The following is a 17,453-nucleotide window of genomic DNA, read 5'->3' as shown; positions in this document are numbered from 1 at the left end:
GTCATGCTGCTGCCTTCCCGTCGAGGGCCGTGCGCTTACCCCGCAGGAAGGTCGCGACCACCTTGCCGGGCAGCTCCATCCCCGCGTACGGGGTGTTGGCGCTGAGGCTGGCGAGCGCGGCCGGATCGACGGTGAACCGGGCCTGCGGATCGATCAAAGTGAAGGTCGCCGGGGAACCGGGGACCGGGGTGTGGCCGTGCTCGTCGAGCCCGGCGATGCGGGCCGGCGTACGCGACATGCGGTCGGCGATGCCGTCCCAGCCCAGCGCGTCGCCGACGGTGTGCAGGACGATCGGCAGCGCGGTCTCCAGGCCGAGCATGCCCGGCCGGGCGTACGCCCACTCGCATTCCTTGTCCTGCGCGGCGTGCGGGGCGTGGTCGGTGGCGACGACGTCGATGGTGCCGTCGACCAGCCCGCTGCGCAGCGCCTCGACGTCCTCGGCGGTACGCAGCGGCGGGTTCACCTTGAACACCGGGTCGTAGGGCGCGGTGCCCTCGATCGAACCGCCGACCGCCTCGTCGGTGAGCAGCAGGTGATGCGGCGTGACCTCGGCGGTGACGCGTACGCCCCGGGCCTTGGCCTGACGGATGACCTCGACGCTGCCGGCCGTGGAGACGTGGCAGACGTGCAGGCGGGCACCCGTGTGGGCGGCGAGCAGCACGTCGCGGGCGATGATCGCCTCCTCGGCGACGGAGGGCCAGCCGGTCAGCCCGAGCCGGGCCGAGACGTCGCCCTCGTGCATCTGCGCGCCCTGGGTGAGCCGCGGCTCCTCGGCGTGCTGCGCGATGACGCCGTCGAACGCCTTGACGTATTCCAGTGCCCGGCGCATCAGGCGGGGATCGTGCACGCACATGCCGTCGTCGGAGAAGATCCGGACGGCGGCGGCGGAGTCTGCCATCGCCCCCAGTTCGGCGAGCTTCTCGCCGCCGAGGCCGACGGTGACCGCGCCGATCGGCTGCACGTCCACCAGGCCGGCCTCCCGGCCGAGCCGCCAGACCTGCTCGACGACGCCGGCCGTGTCGGCGACCGGGTTGGTGTTGGCCATCGCGCAGACCGCGGTGTAGCCGCCGAGCGCGGCGGCCCGGGAACCGGTCAGCACGGTCTCGGCGTCCTCCCGGCCGGGCTCGCGCAGGTGCGTGTGCAGGTCGACCAGGCCGGGCAGGGCGATCAGCCCGGTGCCGTCCATGACCTCTTCGGTGCCGTCCGCGCTGTCGACGATCACGCCGTCGCGGACGACCAGGTCGACGGGAGCACCGCCCAGCACGCTGACGTTGCGGATCAGGTAGCTCACGAACGACCTCCAAGCAGCAGGTAGAGACACGCCATCCGGACGGAGACGCCGTTGGCGACCTGTTCGACGATGGTGGAGCGGGGCGAGTCGGCCACCTCGGGAGCGATCTCGACGCCGCGGTTCATCGGGCCGGGGTGCATGACGATCGCGTGGTCCGGCATCCGCCGCAGCCGCGCGCTGTCCAGCCCGTAGCGCTTGTAGTACTCCTGCGACGACGGGAAGAAGGCCGCGTTCATCCGCTCCTTCTGCACTCGCAGCATCATGACCACGTCGGCGTGGGGCAGCACCGAGTCGAAGTCGTAGCTGACGCCCAGGCTCGGGGTGAGACTGCCGAACGCGGGCGGCACCAGGGTCGGCGGGCCGACCAGGGTCACCTTCGCGCCCAGCGTGTGCAGCAGCAGCGCGTTCGACCGGGCGACCCGGCTGTGCAGGACGTCGCCGACGATCGCCACGTTGAGGCCCTCGACCTTGCCCATGCGCGACCGCATCGTGTACGTGTCGAGCAGCGCCTGGGTCGGGTGCTCGTGGGTCCCGTCGCCGGCGTTGAGGACGCTGCCGTGCACCCAGTGCGTGAGCCGGTGCGGCGCGCCCGAGGCGGGATGCCGGATGACCACGGCGTCGGCCCCCATGGCCTGCAACGTCCAGGCGGTGTCCTTGAGCGACTCGCCCTTCTCGACGCTGGAGCCCTTGGCCGAGAAGTTCACGACGTCGGCCGACAGTCGCTTGGCGGCCACTTCGAAGGAGGTCCGGGTCCGGGTGCTGTCCTCATAGAACAGGTTGACCACCGTACGCCCACGCAGCGTCGGCAGCTTCTTGACTTCCCGGCCCGCGACCGTCGCCATCTCGGCGGCGATGTCGTGGATCTGGGTGGCGGTCACGGCGTCCAGGTCGGCCGCCGACAGCAGATGCTTGATCACTGGACACTCCCTGACTGCGCTCCGGACGGCTCAGCCGACGCGCCGCTGGTGGCGAGCCGGACCTCGTCGACGCCGTCGACCTCGCTGAGCAGCACCTTGACCTGCTCGGCGAGGGAGGTCGGGATGTTCTTGCCGACGTAGTCGGCCCGGATCGGCAGCTGGCGGTGGCCGCGGTCGACGAGGACGGCCAGCTGCACCGCCGCGGGGCGGCCGAGATCACTGATCGCGTCGAGCGCCGCCCGCACCGTACGCCCGGAGTAGAGCACGTCGTCGACGAGGATCACCTGGCAGCCGTCGATGCCGCCGCTGGGCAGCTCGGTCCGGCCGACCGCCCGGATGGACTGCCGCGCGAGGTCGTCGCGGTAAAGCGTGATGTCGAGCGTGCCGACCGGCAGTTTGACCTGCTCGAAGGCGTTGATGCGCTCGGCGAGCCGATGGGCCAGCGGAACTCCGCGGGTGGCGACTCCGAGGAGGACGACGTCGCTCGCACCCTGAGTCTTCTCGAGAATCTGATGAGCGATTCGATCGAGTACGCGGTGAATGTCCGCTTCTGAGAGTATGACTTTGTAGGCCAACAGGGACCCCCTTCCCCGCCTCACGGGACGGGATTAAAGAGTGTCTGGATATCCCTCTCCGACTCCGCAAGGAGATCGTCAAGGTCTTCGACGACCCTACCAACTCGGCTATGAGCAGCCAATGTGAGGGTCGTCCCGCCGGTTCAGGCAGGCGTGGGGAAGCCGTTCGGCCCATCGGCGTACCAACAAGTGGGCTAGCAGCACTTGACCACAGCGCGTAACCGACGTACCGTCACGCTGCGTAACGATCACTCGTGGATCAGCACTGTGGGAGGGTGTAGATGTCGACGGAATACTCCAGGTCACTGGGTGCCCGGCTGCGCTCGATCCGCACTCAGCAGGGCCTCTCCCTGCAGGGCGTGGAGGAGAAGTCGAACGGCCGCTGGAAGGCCGTGGTGGTCGGCTCCTACGAGCGCGGCGACCGCGCGGTGACCGTCTCGCGCCTGGCCGAGCTGGCCGATTTCTACCGGGTACCCGTGTCCGAGTTGCTTCCGGACGGCGCCGAGGTCAAACAGAGTGAGGAACGCGCCACCAAGATCGTTCTGGACCTCGAGAAGCTCTACGAGTCCTCGAACGAGGAGCTGGGCTACGTCGCCCGGTACGCCCGCGCCATCCAGCAGCAGCGCGGCGACTACAACGGCCGCATCCTGTCGATCCGCGCGGACGACATGCGGGCGCTCGCGATCATGTACGACAAGTCGCCGTCGGAGTTCACCGACCGGCTGGCCGAGCTGGGAGTGCTCGTGCCGGACCCCCGGGCCTTCTTCGCCGGCAGCTGACCGGAAAATCGGCCGTCATTTGGCCCCTGGCTGCGTTGCTCGACACCTCGTTGGCCCTAGCCAACGTCGGTGTCGTGCGCCTTGCCAGATGGCCAAATGACGGCCGTTTTCCTTACCTTGAGTTAAGAACCCTAGAACCAGGCTGCCTAGTGGGCGTAGTCGGCGATGCGGCCGAGGATGCCGTTGAGGAAGCGGGGCGAGTCGTCGGTCGACAGCTCCTTGGCCAGCTCGACCGCCTCCGTGATCGCTACCGGGTCGTCCACGTCCTCGACGTAGAGCAGCTCGTAGACGGCGATCCGGGCGAGGTTGCGGTCGACCACCGGCATGCGGTCGATCGTCCAGCCCTCGGCGTAGCTCGCGATCAGCTCGTCGATCCGGTCGAGGTGGGCGGACACGCCTTCCACCAGCGACACGGCGTACGGCAGATGCTCCGGGCGCGGGAACTCCAGCCGCTCGACGTATTCCGACAGCGTCTTGGCGATGTTGCGGTCGCGCAGGTCGGCCTCGTAGAGGACGTCCAGAGCCCGCTTGCGTGCCTTGCGGCGAGCGGGCATCTGCGACTTCGGTGCCTCCGCCATTACGAGCGGCCCAGGTAACGCCCGTCGCGGGTGTCGACCTTGATCTTCTCGCCGGTGGTGATGAACAGCGGAACCTGCACGGTGGCGCCGGTCTCGATGGTCGCGGGCTTGGTGCCGCCCGTCGAGCGGTCGCCCTGCAGGCCCGGCTCGGTGTAAGTGACCTCGACCATGACCGAGGTGGGCAGCTCGATGTACAGCGGGGCGCCCTCGTGGGTGGCGACGACCACCTCGGCCTCGGGCAGCAGGTAGTTGGCGTTGGTGCCCACGGTCGTCCCGGAGACGTGGATCTGGTCGTAGGTGTCCAGATCCATGAAGACGAAGTCCTCGCCGTCGGCGTACAGGTACTGCATCGAGCGCTTGTCGACGTTGGCGGTCTCGACCTTGGTGCCGGCGTTGAAGGTCTTGTCGACGACCTTGCCCGAGAGCACGTGCTTGAGGGTCGTCCGCACGAACGCGGGGCCCTTACCCGGCTTGACGTGCTGGAACTCGACCACGCTCCACAGCTCGTTGTCGAGGTTGAGCACCAAGCCGTTCTTGAGGTCGTTCGTGCTGGCCACTGGAAAAGCTCCCGGGTATGCGAAATTGATAACGAACAAGCCTGACCAGTTTACCGGCCGGTCATCAGGCCGCTGGAGCCGAGGTGTCGGTGATCACGCGGGACAGGTAGGACAGGGCCAGCCGATAGCCGTCGACGCCGAGCCCGGCGATCACCCCGGTCGCCACCCCGGAGATCACCGAGTGGTGGCGGAACTCCTCCCGCGCGTGGATGTTCGAGATGTGCACCTCGACGAGCGGGGCCTTCAACATCGCGCAGGCGTCCCGGAGGGCGTACGAGTAGTGGCTCCACGCGGCCGAGTTGAGCACCACCGGGATCGCCTCGTCGGCGGCCTCGTACAGCCAGTGGATCATCTCGGTCTCGTCGTCGGTCTGCCGGCATTCGACGTCCAGGCCGAGCCGCTCACCTTCCACGACGCACCTCTTGGCCAGGTCCTCGTAGCTGGTCGCGCCGTAGATCAGGGTCTGCCGGGTGCCGAGCCGGCCCAGGTTCACCCCGTTCAAGACATAAACCTTCGTCACCGTACAAGCTCCTCGTAGGCGGCGCGCAGCAGCGCCTCGTCCTCGATCGGCACGGTCACCGGCTTGGCCACCTCGTCCAGCAGGACGAACCGCAGCGCAGCGCCACGCGCCTTCTTGTCCACGCGCATCGCGGGCAGCAGCCGCTCCCAGGCGTCCGCGCGATAGGTCACCGGCAGGTCCAGATCGGTCAGGATCTTCCGGGTCCGGTCCACCACGTCCACCCGGCCGGTACGCCGGGACAGCAGCGCGGCGTACACCATCCCGACCGCGACGGCGTGCCCGTGCGGCCAGGTGTAGCCCTCGACGCGTTCGATGGCGTGCCCGAGGGTGTGTCCGTAGTTGAGAATCTCGCGGCGGCCCTGTTCGGTCAGGTCCTCCGCGACCACCTCGGCCTTGACGCGTACCTTCCGCTCGATCAGCTCGCGCAGCGCAGGCCCGGCGGGGTCGGTCGCGGCCGCCAAGTCGGCCTCGAACAGGTCGAGGATCACCGGGTCGGCGATGAACCCGCCCTTGACCACCTCGGCGAGCCCAGCGCGCAACTGATCACCGGGCAGGGTGTCGAGCGCCGACAGCTCGCACAGTACACCGGCCGGCGGGTGGAACGCGCCGACGAGGTTCTTGCCGGCGGCGACGTTGATCCCGGTCTTGCCCCCGATCGCGGCGTCGACCATGCCGTTGACGCTGGTCGAGACCGGGATCCAGGCGACGCCGCGCAGCCAGCAGGCGGCGACGTAGCCGGCGAGGTCCGTCGCCGCTCCCCCGCCGACACCCACGATGACGTCGGACCGGGTGAACCCGGCGGCCCCGAGCGCGTCCCAGCACAACTGGGCGGTCGCGAGGGTCTTGCCCGCCTCGGCGTCGGGGATCTCGATCGGCAGTACGCTCAGCCCGCTGTCGATGAGCGCGTGCGCCACGTGCTGGGCGTAGTGCTCGACCGACCGCGTGAAGATCACCGCCGCCCGGGTGGCCTTGCCGGTCAGCCGGGGCAGTTCGCCGTGCAGACTCCGCCCGACGAGCACCTCGTAGGGCCGCGGCCCGCCGACCGGAATGGCTGTCGTCTCCATCGTGGTCAGCGTATCGGATCACGTGATCATCAAGATTGGCGAGGGAGCCTTGTCCCAGCCTGCGGATCGCCCCTAGCGTGCCGCCATGCGTCGCGTCATTCCCGTCTGGATCCTTTCGCTGGCCCTGCTGGCCGGCACCTCAGCCTGTAGTGCGGACGAGCCCGTCACGGTCGCCGAGACGACGTCGGCCGACGCCACCGGCTCGCCGGTCGCGACAACCCTCGCGCCGTCGAGTACGCCCTCGCCGAGCGCCACGCCGCAGCCGAGCGTCTCGTCGAAGCCGAGCACCTCCCCGAAGCCGTCGAAGTCGCCCACAACGGTCCGGACGACGAAGCCGCCGTCCTCGCCGAAGCCCAAGCTCGTCATCAAGTCCGTCAAGCTGGCCGCGGCGTTCTCCGGGTCGACGTTCACCGTCACGGTCACCATTCAGACCACCGGCTACGGCTCCAGTTCAGCCGAGCTCGTCATCAGCGGCATCGGCAGCGGGGGCGGCGGAACGCAGCGCACCATCAGCATCACCGGGACCGGGTCGAACACCTTCGTGAAGAAGTACTCGTACACCCCGCCGTGGTGCAACGGCGGAGTGACGACCGCCTTCGCCGACATCCTGCCGGACAACGGCTGGCCCAGCCCGGGCCTGGTCGAGCGGCCCTGCCCCTGAGGCCGGCCCGCTAGGCCGGCAGCGCCTGGCGCAGTTCGGCGGCGATGTCGGCGGGTTCGCGGCCGTCGGTCTTCACCGTGATGGTGGCGACCTCCTCGTACAGCGGACGCCGTTGGTCCAGCAGGTACTTCAGGGTGGCCCGCGGGTTCAGCTCCAGCAGCGGCCGGCCCTGGCCCAGCCCGATGCGGTGCACCGCGTCGGGCAGGTCGACGCTCAGGTAGACGACGGTGTGCTCGGCCAGCAGCGCCCGGGTCGGCTCGGCGAGGATCGCCCCACCGCCGAGCGAGACGACGCCGGCGTGCTCGGCGAGCGCGGCGGCCACGGCGGCCCGTTCCAGTTCCCGGAAGTGCTCCTCGCCGTCGTCGACGAAGATGTCCGAGATCGGCTTGCCGGCGCTCGCCACGATGTCGGCGTCGACGTCCCGGAACGGTACGCCCAGCGCCTCGGCCAGCAGCTCGCCGATGGTGGTCTTCCCGCTGCCGGGCGCGCCGACCAGCACCGCGACCGGCCGGCTCATCGGATCACCAGGTTCTCGAGGTAGCCGTCGAGGTTCCGGCGGATCTCGGCGACCGAGTCCCCGCCGAACTTCTCCAGCGCCGCCTCGGCCAGTACCAGCGCCACCATCGCCTCGGCGACCACGGCCGCGGCCGGGACGGCGCAGACGTCGGACCGCTGGTTGATCGCGGTCGCCGATTCGCCGGTCGTCACGTCGATCGTGTTCAGCGCCCGGTTGAGCGACGAGATCGGCTTCATCGCCGCGCGTACGCGCACCGGCTGGCCGTTGGTGATGCCGCCTTCCAGCCCGCCCGCATGGTCGGTGTTGCGCAGTACGCCGTCCGGGCTCGGGAAGATCTCGTCGTGCGCGACCGACCCCCGCGACCGGGCCTGCAACCAGGCGTCGCCGATCTCCACACCCTTGATGGCCTGGATCGACATCAGGGCGGCGGACAGCCGCGAGTCGAGCTTGCGATCCCACTGGGTGTGGCTGCCCAGGCCCGGCGGCACCCCGTAGGCCAGCACCTCGACGACGCCGCCCAGCGTGTCCGCGTCCTTCTTCGCCGCGTCGACCTCGGCGACCATCGCCACGCTCGCCTCCGGGTCGAGACAGCGCAACGGGTCGGCGTCGACCCGTTCGGCGTCGGCGGGCATCGGGACCAGCCCCGGCTTGGCCGCGACCGAGCCCAGCTCGACGACGTGCGACACGATCTCGATGCCGAGCCCCTGCTTGAGCAGCGCCTTGGCGACCGCGCCGACGGCCACCCGGGCAGCCGTCTCCCGGGCGCTGGCCCGCTCCAGGATCGGCCGGGCGTCGGTGTGCCCGTACTTCTGCATCCCGGCCAGATCGGCGTGCCCCGGGCGCGGCCGGGTCAGTGGCGCGTTGCGCGCCTGCGCGGCGAGCAGCTCCGGGTCGACCGGATCGGCCGCCATCACCGTCTCCCACTTCGGCCACTCGGAGTTGCCGACGATGATCGAGACGGGGCTGCCGAGCGTCAGCCCGTGCCGGACACCACCGGTCACGGTCACGACGTCCTGCTCGAACGACATGCGGGCGCCCCGGCCATAACCCAGCCGCCGCCGCGCCAGGTCACGGCCGATCTCGGCGCTCGTGATCTCGATACCGGCGGGCAGGCCGTCCAGCACAGCCGTCAGCGACGGGCCGTGCGACTCCCCTGCGGTCAACCAACGCAACACCTGATCAGTCTGTCACGCCCCGCCCGCGGCCTCCGTCACACCGTGCCCCGCGTCTCACATTCGGGTACGCCCAGCGCCCCGCCCGCGGCTGGTTGCCGGGTCAGGTGCGGTCGCGGAGGTACGCCAAGGCTTCGGCGAGCGTTTCGAAGACCTGGTCGTAGCCCGCATGGAAGAACTCGGGTTCGGTGATGACCGTGACGCCCCACTGGGATCGGTCGGCCATCCCGTCGAGGACGGCGACCCGGCTGTGGCGATAGATGGTGAGGGCGATCGCGCCGGTCGGGTAGTCCAGTACGTCGACGGCGACGTCACCGAGGAACTCGATGACGAGCCGGTGCAATCGTTGCAGCTCGGTGGAGTCCAACCGACCTCCTACCCGCGTTGGGGCCCGCACGGGCAGCGGCAACATTAACGCCGGGCGTACCCTCCACGCCATGCCCGACGCGGTGTCCGTTACCCGATCGACGTACGACGTGATCGCTGCACAGTTCGCCGAGGCGCAGGCGGAGGGTTATCCGGAGTTGACGGCCGACCTGACCTGGTTGGCCAGTCGGATTTCCGCCGGTTCCCGGGTCGCCGACGTCGGCTGCGGGCCGGGGCGCGATCTGGCTCTGCTGCGCGGGATCGGCTTCCGCGCGATCGGGCTGGACCTCTCCGCCGAGATGCTCCGAGCCGGCGGGCACACCGGCGTGGCGCAGGCCGACATGCGTACGCTGCCGTTGCGGGACGGCTGCCTCGACGGGCTGTGGTGCCAGGCGGCGCTGCTGCACATCCCGCACGACCACGTTCCCGAGGTGTTGGCCGAGTTCGCCCGCGTGGTGCGGCCGGGCGGCGCGGTGCACCTCGTGGTCGCCGAGGGCGACGGCGAAGGCTGGGAACGGCATGGATACGGCGGCGACGGGCTGCGGTGGTTCGCGTACCACCGGCTCGATTCGCTCACCGACCTGCTGGCCGCGGTCGGGCTGACCGTCCTGGAAGCGACGCACCGGTCGCACTACCGGGCCTGGCTGGGCGTACGCGCAGCCAAACTGGTTTGATCACCGCCGCCGAAGACAGCAGGATGTCGGCGTGACCACCGCCGACGCCGTCCCGCCGAGTTATCGCGCCCTGTTCGCGTACCCGCGCTATCTGGCCTTCTGGCTGGGGCAGGTGACCAGCGTCGTCGGCAGTTCGGTGTCGCTGATCGCGTTGCCCGCGCTGGTCCTGCCGGCCCGGGGCGCCACCGCGTTCGGCCTGGTCATCGCGGCGCAGGCGCTGGCCGGGGTACTCCTTCTGCTGTTCGGCGGGGTGATCGCCGACCGTTATTCCCGCAGCGTCGTCATGGCGATCGCGGACGCCGTCTGCGTGGTCGGCGTCGCCGGGTTCCTCGCCTTCGCCGAGTCCGGCCCGCTGGCACTGCTGATGGGGGCGGCCTGCCTGGTCGGCGTCGGTGGGGCGATCTACCAGCCCGCGCACCGCGCCGCCATGCCGCAGGTGGTGCCCCAGGCGCTGCTGCAGAAGGCGAACGCGCTCGAATCGGCCACGAAGCGGCTCGGCGCGGCCGGCGGTGCGCTGCTCGGCGGCGTACTCATCGCCACGGTGGGCGCTCGGGGCGCGTTCGTCGTCGACCTCGCCACGTACGCCGTGAGCCTGGTGACGCTGCTCTGGCTTCGGCTCCCCGCCCTGCGTACGGGGGACGTGCCGCCGGGCGTGCGCGCTGTGCTCACCGAGGCGCGCGACGGCGTCCGGGAGGTACGCCGCCGCCCGTGGGCACTGGTGATCATGATCCAGGGGACGTTGCAGGTGTTCTTCCTGTTCGCCCCGAACTACGCCCTCGTGCCGATCGTCAGCCAGCAGCGGTGGGGGCCGGAGGCGTACGGGTGGCTGTCGGCGTCCGCCTCGATCGGCATGATGCTGGGCTCGGCCGTCGCCGGAAGGATCCGGACGAGACGCCCCGGCCTGTGGGCGATGAACGCGCTCGTCCCTTGTGCGATCCTGCCGCTCTGCCTGGCCCTGCCGGTGTCGTTGCCGTTGTGGTGCCTGGTCGAGATGTTGGCCTGGGGCGGCATCGGCGTCTTCTTCGTGCTGTGGTTCACCGCGTTGCAGACCGAGTTCCCGGCCGAGGTCCACGGGCGTGTCTTCTCCTTGGAGTCGATCGGCAACTTCGCCTTGCAGCCCATCGCCATCGCGGTCGCCCCGCTGCTCGCCTCCACCATCGGCATGGGCGTCTTCGTGGCCATCGCCGTCTTCGTCATGGTCGCCTCGACGTACGGCGTCTTCCTGGTGCGTGGCGTCACCGAGTTGCGCTCGCCTCGACCTGTCGTGTGACGATCACTACTCTCGGCGTATCAAGAAATGGAAAGAGTGAGGCGCGCGTTGGCCGAGCATGTGACCGTGCGTGTGCGACCTGGCCTGCTCTTGACCGTCCTAGGTGGATTGAGTGCGGTCGGAGCGTTCTCGTTCGACATGTACCTGCCGGCCTTCCCCGCGATCGCCGAGGCCCTCAGCGTGACGCCGCCCCAGGTGCAGCTCACGCTGACCGCGGCGCTGGTGGGCATGGGGGTCGGGCAGCTGCTGGGCGGGCCGATCTCGGACCGGTTCGGCCGCCGCGGCCCGGTACTCGTCGGCATGGTCGTGTTCGCGATCACCTCGGCGCTCATCGCGTTCGCCCCCAGCATTCCGATCCTGGTGGCGTTGCGGCTGCTCCAAGGCATCGGCGGCGGGTTCGGCACGGCGATCTCGCGGGCGGTCGTCCGGGACCTGTACTCGGGCGCTGAGGCCTCCCGCTACCTGTCGCGCATCCTGCTCGTGTTCGGCGTCGCACCGGTCGTGGCCCCGACGGTGGGCGCGGCGGTCCTGCGCTTCACCACCTGGCGCGGCATCTTCGTATTGCTGGCGGCCTATGGGGTGCTCCTGGGCGTGGCGATCCTGCGGTTCCTGCCGGAGACGCTGCCGGCCACGGCCCGGCGCACCGGCGGCCTGACAACGGTTTTGCGCGGCTTCGGCCGGCTCGCCGGCGACCGGCGCTACCTGGGGTACTCATTGGCCGGTGGGCTCAGCTTCGCGGGGCTGTTCGCCTACCTGTCCGGCAGCTCGTTCGTCCTGCAAGACGTCTTCGGAGTGTCGCCGCAGGTCTACGGCCTGATCTTCGGCCTGAACGCGATCGCCCTGGTCACTGCTGGACAGCTCTCGGCCCGAATCGTCGGCCGCCGTACGCCCCGCGCCCTGCTCTTCACCGCGCTGGTCATCGGACTCGGCGCGACCGCCGTGCTGCTCGCCGGCGCGGAGACCGGCAGCCTGCCCCTGGTGATGGCCACGCTGTTCCTGTTCATCGGCAGCCTCGGCGTCGTCTTCCCGAACAGCACCGCGCTCGCCCTCGACCAGCACCCCGAGATGGCCGGGACCGCCGCCGCCTTCATGGGCGCGACCCAGTCCGCCATCAGCGCCGTCGCCGGGCCGCTGGTCGCGGCACTGGGCGCGGCCAGCGGAGTGCCCATGGCCGCCGTGATGCTCGCCTTCGCCTTCGCCTCGCTCGTCGTCGTCTCGCTGCTGACCCGGGACCAGCTCCGGCCCGTCGCCGCCTGACCCGCCGCTTCCGCGGCGCTCCGCCGCGCTCCGCGCGGCGCCGCGCGCTGGGTCGCCGCGCGCTCCGCGCGCCGCTCCCCGCCGCTCTCCCGCCGCTTTCCGCGCGCTTTCCGCGCGATCATGAACTAATGGTCGTGATCGACCGGCGTGTCGTGTCCGCAGCACCCCGCTCGATCCCCCAACTCCGTGATCAACAGCGACCGAGGTGCGCGGCTTGATCCAGCGCCCGACATCTGCGATTTCCGGCTCGAATCGGAATCATGTTCCGGTGGTATTCGCTGGAGGGCTGATTCCGCGTACCACTGGCACTTGATCTTCAAAACCGGACGCCGAGCGCTGACCACGGGCACTTGATCATGAGGCGACGGCCCCTCCGGGTGACGGACCGGAATCGATCAGGAATGAAGAAGCACGGCCCACCCCCAGCACGTAGCGTGAGGTCAGAGGGGAATCCGTGAGCTAGGAGTGACTATGACTGACGTGTCCAACGAGGGCATTAAGACCGTTCTGCACCCGGTGTCCGATCTCGCGGCCGCCAAGGCGGTCTACACCGCACTGCTCGGCATCGAGCCGCAGGCCGACTCGGAGTACTACGTCGGCTACGACCTCGCCGGCCAGCACATCGGACTGGTGCCGAAGGGCGGGCCGCAGTCCGTGGCGTCGCCGGTGGCGTACTGGCATGTCTCGGACATCGCCGCCAAGCTGGCCGAGGTGACCGCCGCGGGCGGGAAGGTGAAGGACGAGCCGCGCGAGGTCGGCCCGGGCCGCACGGTGGCCACGTTCACCGACGCCGACGGCAACGTGCTGGGCCTCCTCGAGGACAAGTAACCCGTAGTAGTCAGCCGGGTCCGCCGAATGTCGGCGGGCCCGGCTACTTTGGGACCGGCCGAATCAGACACGAGGGACGGAGTGACGATGCACGCTGCCGACAGCCATGACTTGATCCGTGTGCACGGGGCACGCGAGAACAATCTCAAGGACGTCAGCATCGAGATCCCCAAACGCCGGTTGACCGTGTTCACGGGCGTGTCCGGCTCGGGCAAGAGTTCGCTGGTGTTCGACACGATCGCCGCCGAGTCACAGCGGATGATCAACGAGACCTACAGCGCCTTCGTCCAGGGCTTCATGCCGACGCTGTCCCGGCCGGAGGTGGACGTCCTCGACGGGCTGACCACGGCCATCATCGTCGACCAGGAGCGGATGGGCGCCAACGTCCGCTCGACGGTCGGCACCGCGACCGACGCCAACGCGATGCTGCGCATCCTGTTCAGCCGGCTCGGCGTACCGCACATCGGCTCGCCGAACGCGTACTCGTTCAACGTCCCCTCGGTCAGCGGCACCGGTGCGATCACCGTCGAGCGCGGCGAGGGCAAGACCGAGACGTTCTCCCGGACCAGCACCGGCGGCATGTGCCCACGGTGTGAGGGCATGGGCTCGGTCAGCGACTTCGACCTGACGGCGCTCTACGACGAGGCGAAGTCGCTCAACGAGGGCGCGCTGACCATCCCCGGCTACAGCATGGACGGGTGGTACGGACGGATCTACCGCGGTTCCGGCTTCTTCGACCCGGACAAGCCGATCAAGAAGTTCACCCAGAAGGAGCTGCACGACCTGCTCCACAAGGAGCCGACGAAGATCAAGGTCGACGGCATCAACCTCACCTACGAGGGCCTGATCCCGAAGATCCAGAAGTCGTTCCTCTCCAAGGACGTCGACGCCCTGCAGCCGCACATCCGAGCCTTCGTCGAGCGGGCCGTCACCTTCACGACCTGCCCGGAGTGCGAGGGGACCCGCCTGGCCGCCCCGGCCCGGTCGTCGAAGGTCGCGGGCATCAACATCGCCGAGGCTTGCGCGATGCAGATCAGCGACCTCTCCGACTGGGTACGCGGTCTCGACGAGCCCTCGGTCGCTCCCCTGCTGACGGCGTTGCAGCAGACGCTGGACTCGTTCGTGGAGATCGGGCTCGGTTATCTCTCCCTGGACCGGCCGTCCGGCACGCTGTCGGGCGGCGAGGCGCAGCGGACGAAGATGATCCGGCACCTCGGTTCGTCGCTCACCGACGTCACCTACGTCTTCGACGAGCCCACCATCGGCCTGCACCCGCACGACATCCAGCGGATGAATGGCCTGCTCCGGCGGTTGCGCGACAAGGGCAACACGGTGCTGGTCGTGGAGCACAAGCCGGAGGCGATCGCGATCGCCGACCACGTCGTCGACCTCGGTCCCGGCGCCGGCTCGGCCGGTGGCGAGGTGATGTTCGAGGGCACGGTCGAAGGTCTGCGTGGCAGCGGGACGCTGACCGGCCGGCACCTCGACGACCGGGCCTCGCTGAAGGCCAAGGTACGCAAGCCGTCCGGCAAGCTGGAGATCCGCGGCGCCGGTACGCACAACCTCCGGGACGTGGACGTCGACATCCCGTTGGGCGTACTCGTCGTGGTGACCGGCGTGGCGGGTTCGGGGAAGAGTTCCCTGATCCACGGTTCGGTGTCCAAACTCGATGGTGTGGTGAGCGTCGATCAGGCCGGCATCCGGGGCTCGCGGCGCAGCAATCCCGCGACCTACACCGGCCTGCTCGACCCGATCCGCAAGGCGTTCGCCAAAGCCAACGGCGTCAAGCCCGCCCTGTTCAGCGCCAACTCCGAAGGCGCCTGCCCGGCCTGCAACGGCGCCGGGGTCATCTACACCGACCTCGGCATCATGGCTCAGGTCTCGACGGTCTGCGAGGAGTGCGAGGGCAAGCGGTTCCAGGCCGCGGTCCTCGAATACCGCCTCGGCGGGCGCGACATCAGCGAGGTGCTGGCGATGCCGGTGACCGAGGCCGAGGAGTTCTTCGGCTCCGGCGACGCGCGTACGCCGGCGGCGCACGCGATCCTCGACCGGCTCGCCGACGTCGGACTCGGCTACCTCAGCCTGGGCCAACCGTTGACCACCCTGTCCGGCGGCGAACGGCAGCGCCTCAAGCTCGCGGTGCACATGGCCGAGAAGGGCGGCGTCTACGTGCTCGACGAGCCGACCAACGGTTTGCACCTCGCCGACGTGGAGCACCTGCTCGGGCTGCTCGACCGGCTGGTGGACTCCGGCAAGTCGGTGATCGTCATCGAGCACCACCAGGCCGTGATGGCCCACGCCGACTGGATCATCGACCTCGGCCCGGGAGCGGGGCACGACGGCGGCCAGGTCGTCTTCGAGGGCACTCCCGCCGACCTCGTCAAGAAGCCCGCGACCCTGACCGGCGAGCACCTCGCCGCGTACGTCAAGGGCTGACCGCGGAGGGCGCTGGATCAGGGATCCGGGTCGTATCTTGCGCCATGATTCGACCGAGATCCCTGATCCAGCGCCCAAGCGCGCTGCCCAAGCGGGCCGAGCGAGCGCGCTAGGCGGAGGCGAAGAGAGCTGTCCGCATTGCGTCGACGGGTGCGCTCACCCCGGTGAACATCTCGAACTGATGCACCGCCTGGGCCAGCAGCAGGTCGAGGCCGGACACGATCCGGCAGCCCGCCGCCGCGGCCGATCCCGCCAACGGGGTCGGCCAAGGCTTGTAGACCGCGTCGAACACGACCGTCTCCGGCCGCCACGGCACGACCAGGTCGTCGGCGACTCCGAACGGCAGTGTCGAGACCACGACGTCAGCCTCGGCGACCCGGGCCGGCGACGGCCAGGGTGCGTACGCGAGGTCGGGGAGGCCGAGCAGTTCGGCGACCGGCCGAAGCTCGTCGACCGCAGCCGCGCGCCGGGCGTGCACCTCGATCACGGCCGCCTTCAACTCACCTGCCGCGGCCAGCGCCGCCCGCGCGGTGCCGCCGGCCCCGAGGATCGCGACCCGCTGCGCGCTCGTGACACCGGCCCAGCCCAACGCGTCCACCATCCCGGGCGCGTCGGTGTTCTCGGCACGCCAGCCGCCGGACGGCAGGCGTACCAGGGTGTTGCAGGCGCCGAGCGCAGCGGCGGTCGAGGCGACCTCGTCGGCCACCGCCAGTCCGGCCTCCTTGAGCGGCATGGTCAGCGACAGGCCGGCCCACTCCGGCCCCAGCCCCGCGATCAGCCCCGGCAGGCGATCGATCGAGCATTCGATCCGCTCGTACGCCCACCCGCCGAGCCCGGCGGCGGCGTACCCGGCGTTGTGGATCACCGGGGACAGCGAGTGCTCGATCGGCTGACCGAGCACGGCGGCCCTGCGCTGGGCTGACATTCGGCGCCCCCTACGAAACCGTGGATTTCCGTATTCTCATTCATCACTGGTTCCGATTCCCGGGCCGGTAACCACGGGAGGAACGACATGGGGAATCGTACAAAACGCGTCCTGCTGGCCGTCACCTCGGCGGTGGCCATCGCCGCCAGCCTGACGATCGCGGTGCCCGCGCAGGCCAACACCTCGGAAGGCTTCATCGCCGGCGCGGGGGTGCTGCGCGACGACTGGGGCGACGAGGGCACCATCTCGTCCAGCTCGCATCGTTTCAGTGGGGCGACGCTGCTCTGGCAGTGGATTCTCTGGGCCGACGGCACGAAGGAGACCGACGGCACGGCGTATGACGTAGCCGACGTCGACTGCGATTTCGGGCCGAACACGACCCAGACCACCAAGAACTGGCAGCGCGACCACAACCTGTCCGCAGACGGCGTCGTCGGAACCAACACCTTCGCCAAGGCCAACACGTTCCTGACGGCCCCGTACGGCGAAGGCGAGTGGAGCGTCTGGTACACCGGCAAGGTTCACACGGTGTATCTGATGCGTCGCCTTGGCGCGTCCACCTACACGAACGCGTACGTGATCCTGAATCAGACCGGCGGCCAGGGTTCCTGGTACGCCACGTACAACTCGGCCCCCGACTACTGCTGAGCTGAGAGCACGAACGAGCCCGGCCGCGCCACAGCCGGGCTCGTTCGATACGTCAGGTCATAGGCTCTTCGCGGCCGAGCAGTTGAGCACGCCGGTCCGGCAGATGCGGTAGTCGTAGCCGTTGAAACCCGACCCCACCCACTCATCGGTGCCGGAGCAACTGCTCTCCCCCGTCCACTCCCAGGTCGACGAGCCGATAAGCCGCCGCTGGAAACGGGCGCAGTGCCCGTCGGTCAGCGTGTCGGTGGCCCGGAGGGTCCACGCACCGTTCGCGATGTAGATGGCACGCCCCGACGCACCCGTCGTGCTAAACGTCACCTCCAGCGCCTGGGCTGGAACGGCGGCGAAAGCGACGGCGAGCGTCGCAACCGCCATCACCGATCCGACGCGAGCAGCCCACAGCCTTTTGATCATGTCG

General features: G+C 69.6%; 20 protein-coding genes. 8 read left to right on the top strand and 12 right to left on the bottom strand.

Annotation, left to right across the window (positions count from 1 at the left end; genetic code table 11):
* Window position 1: 1 nt before the first annotated feature.
* Genes HDA40_RS35455 through pyrR form a run of 3 tightly spaced genes read right to left on the bottom strand, consistent with a single transcriptional unit; the run spans window position 2 to window position 2,807 of the window.
* Window positions 2-1,291, bottom strand: coding sequence for a dihydroorotase (locus HDA40_RS35455; protein ID WP_253762230.1), 1,290 nt, complete (start codon window positions 1,289-1,291; stop codon window positions 2-4).
* A complete protein-coding gene (locus tag HDA40_RS35450; RefSeq protein ID WP_253762229.1) occupies window positions 1,288-2,208 on the bottom strand; it encodes an aspartate carbamoyltransferase catalytic subunit in 921 nt (306 codons plus the stop codon). The genes HDA40_RS35455 and HDA40_RS35450 overlap by 4 nt, the downstream gene beginning before the upstream one ends.
* On the bottom strand, window positions 2,205-2,807 hold the full coding sequence (gene pyrR, locus HDA40_RS35445) for a bifunctional pyr operon transcriptional regulator/uracil phosphoribosyltransferase PyrR (RefSeq protein ID WP_372503074.1): 603 nt from the start codon (window positions 2,805-2,807) through the stop codon (window positions 2,205-2,207). The genes HDA40_RS35450 and pyrR overlap by 4 nt, the downstream gene beginning before the upstream one ends.
* A gap of 257 nt (window positions 2,808-3,064) precedes the next feature.
* On the opposite strand from pyrR, the gene bldD reads away from it, so the two are divergent.
* Complete coding sequence (gene bldD, locus HDA40_RS35440; RefSeq protein WP_253762227.1) at window positions 3,065-3,562, top strand: transcriptional regulator BldD; 498 nt, start codon at window positions 3,065-3,067, stop codon at window positions 3,560-3,562.
* Between the two features lie 146 nt (window positions 3,563-3,708).
* On the opposite strand, the gene nusB is transcribed toward bldD, so the two are convergent.
* The 4 genes from nusB to aroB form a co-directional block, all read right to left on the bottom strand.
* On the bottom strand, window positions 3,709-4,116 hold the full coding sequence (gene nusB, locus HDA40_RS35435; protein WP_253763927.1) for a transcription antitermination factor NusB: 408 nt from the start codon (window positions 4,114-4,116) through the stop codon (window positions 3,709-3,711).
* 23 nt (window positions 4,117-4,139) lie between these two features.
* Complete coding sequence (gene efp, locus HDA40_RS35430; RefSeq protein WP_253762226.1) at window positions 4,140-4,697, bottom strand: elongation factor P; 558 nt, start codon at window positions 4,695-4,697, stop codon at window positions 4,140-4,142.
* A gap of 64 nt (window positions 4,698-4,761) precedes the next feature.
* A complete protein-coding gene (gene aroQ / locus HDA40_RS35425) occupies window positions 4,762-5,217 on the bottom strand; it encodes a type II 3-dehydroquinate dehydratase (protein ID WP_253762225.1) in 456 nt (151 codons plus the stop codon).
* Complete coding sequence (aroB, locus tag HDA40_RS35420; RefSeq protein WP_253762223.1) at window positions 5,214-6,281, bottom strand: 3-dehydroquinate synthase; 1,068 nt, start codon at window positions 6,279-6,281, stop codon at window positions 5,214-5,216. The genes aroQ and aroB overlap by 4 nt, the downstream gene beginning before the upstream one ends.
* Window positions 6,282-6,366: 85 nt before the next feature.
* On the opposite strand from aroB, the gene HDA40_RS35415 reads away from it, so the two are divergent.
* The gene (locus HDA40_RS35415) at window positions 6,367-6,942 is read left to right on the top strand and encodes an RAD23 family protein (RefSeq protein ID WP_253762221.1); all 576 of its coding nucleotides are present in this window, start codon (window positions 6,367-6,369) and stop codon (window positions 6,940-6,942) included.
* Between the two features lie 10 nt (window positions 6,943-6,952).
* Here the strand turns inward: HDA40_RS35415 and HDA40_RS35410 are convergent, their stop codons facing one another.
* The 3 genes from HDA40_RS35410 to HDA40_RS35400 all read right to left on the bottom strand — a co-directional run bounded on the left by HDA40_RS35410 (window position 6,953) and on the right by HDA40_RS35400 (window position 8,998).
* Window positions 6,953-7,459, bottom strand: a complete 507-nt coding sequence (locus HDA40_RS35410) for a shikimate kinase (protein WP_253762220.1) — start codon at window positions 7,457-7,459, stop codon at window positions 6,953-6,955.
* Window positions 7,456-8,634: a chorismate synthase gene (aroC, locus tag HDA40_RS35405; RefSeq protein ID WP_253762218.1), complete on the bottom strand. Its 1,179-nt coding sequence runs from the start codon at window positions 8,632-8,634 to the stop codon at window positions 7,456-7,458. The genes HDA40_RS35410 and aroC overlap by 4 nt, the downstream gene beginning before the upstream one ends.
* 100 nt (window positions 8,635-8,734) lie before the next feature.
* Window positions 8,735-8,998: a hypothetical protein gene (locus HDA40_RS35400; RefSeq protein WP_253762216.1), complete on the bottom strand. Its 264-nt coding sequence runs from the start codon at window positions 8,996-8,998 to the stop codon at window positions 8,735-8,737.
* Between the two features lie 70 nt (window positions 8,999-9,068).
* Between HDA40_RS35400 and HDA40_RS35395 the strand changes: the two genes are divergently transcribed.
* From HDA40_RS35395 to HDA40_RS35375, 5 genes are all read left to right on the top strand, one after another.
* On the top strand, window positions 9,069-9,671 hold the full coding sequence (locus tag HDA40_RS35395; protein WP_253762214.1) for a class I SAM-dependent methyltransferase: 603 nt from the start codon (window positions 9,069-9,071) through the stop codon (window positions 9,669-9,671).
* Window positions 9,672-9,702: 31 nt separating this feature from the next.
* Entirely contained in the window at window positions 9,703-10,941 is a 1,239-nt protein-coding gene (locus tag HDA40_RS35390) for an MFS transporter (RefSeq protein ID WP_253762212.1), read from the top strand.
* Between the two features lie 66 nt (window positions 10,942-11,007).
* Complete coding sequence (locus HDA40_RS35385; protein WP_253762210.1) at window positions 11,008-12,198, top strand: multidrug effflux MFS transporter; 1,191 nt, start codon at window positions 11,008-11,010, stop codon at window positions 12,196-12,198.
* A gap of 471 nt (window positions 12,199-12,669) precedes the next feature.
* Window positions 12,670-13,026, top strand: coding sequence for a VOC family protein (locus HDA40_RS35380; RefSeq protein ID WP_253762209.1), 357 nt, complete (start codon window positions 12,670-12,672; stop codon window positions 13,024-13,026).
* An 87-nt stretch (window positions 13,027-13,113) separates the two neighbouring features.
* Window positions 13,114-15,462: an ATP-binding cassette domain-containing protein gene (locus HDA40_RS35375; RefSeq protein WP_253763926.1), complete on the top strand. Its 2,349-nt coding sequence runs from the start codon at window positions 13,114-13,116 to the stop codon at window positions 15,460-15,462.
* 109 nt (window positions 15,463-15,571) lie between these two features.
* Here HDA40_RS35375 and HDA40_RS35370 read toward each other — a convergent pair whose 3' ends face one another.
* Entirely contained in the window at window positions 15,572-16,387 is an 816-nt protein-coding gene (locus HDA40_RS35370; RefSeq protein WP_253762207.1) for a shikimate dehydrogenase, read from the bottom strand.
* Window positions 16,388-16,474: 87 nt separating this feature from the next.
* On the opposite strand from HDA40_RS35370, the gene HDA40_RS35365 reads away from it, so the two are divergent.
* Window positions 16,475-17,035, top strand: coding sequence for a peptidoglycan-binding domain-containing protein (locus HDA40_RS35365; protein WP_253762206.1), 561 nt, complete (start codon window positions 16,475-16,477; stop codon window positions 17,033-17,035).
* Window positions 17,036-17,092: 57 nt separating this feature from the next.
* Here the strand turns inward: HDA40_RS35365 and HDA40_RS35360 are convergent, their stop codons facing one another.
* On the bottom strand, window positions 17,093-17,449 hold the full coding sequence (locus tag HDA40_RS35360) for a hypothetical protein (RefSeq protein ID WP_253762204.1): 357 nt from the start codon (window positions 17,447-17,449) through the stop codon (window positions 17,093-17,095).
* Between the last annotated feature and the right edge of the window lie 4 nt (window positions 17,450-17,453).

Source organism: Hamadaea flava, assembly GCF_024172085.1.
Taxonomy (GTDB): Bacteria; Actinomycetota; Actinomycetes; order Mycobacteriales; family Micromonosporaceae; genus Hamadaea; species Hamadaea flava.
Note: the sequence above shows the minus strand (reverse complement) of the source record. Positions and strands in the feature narration are given on the sequence as shown.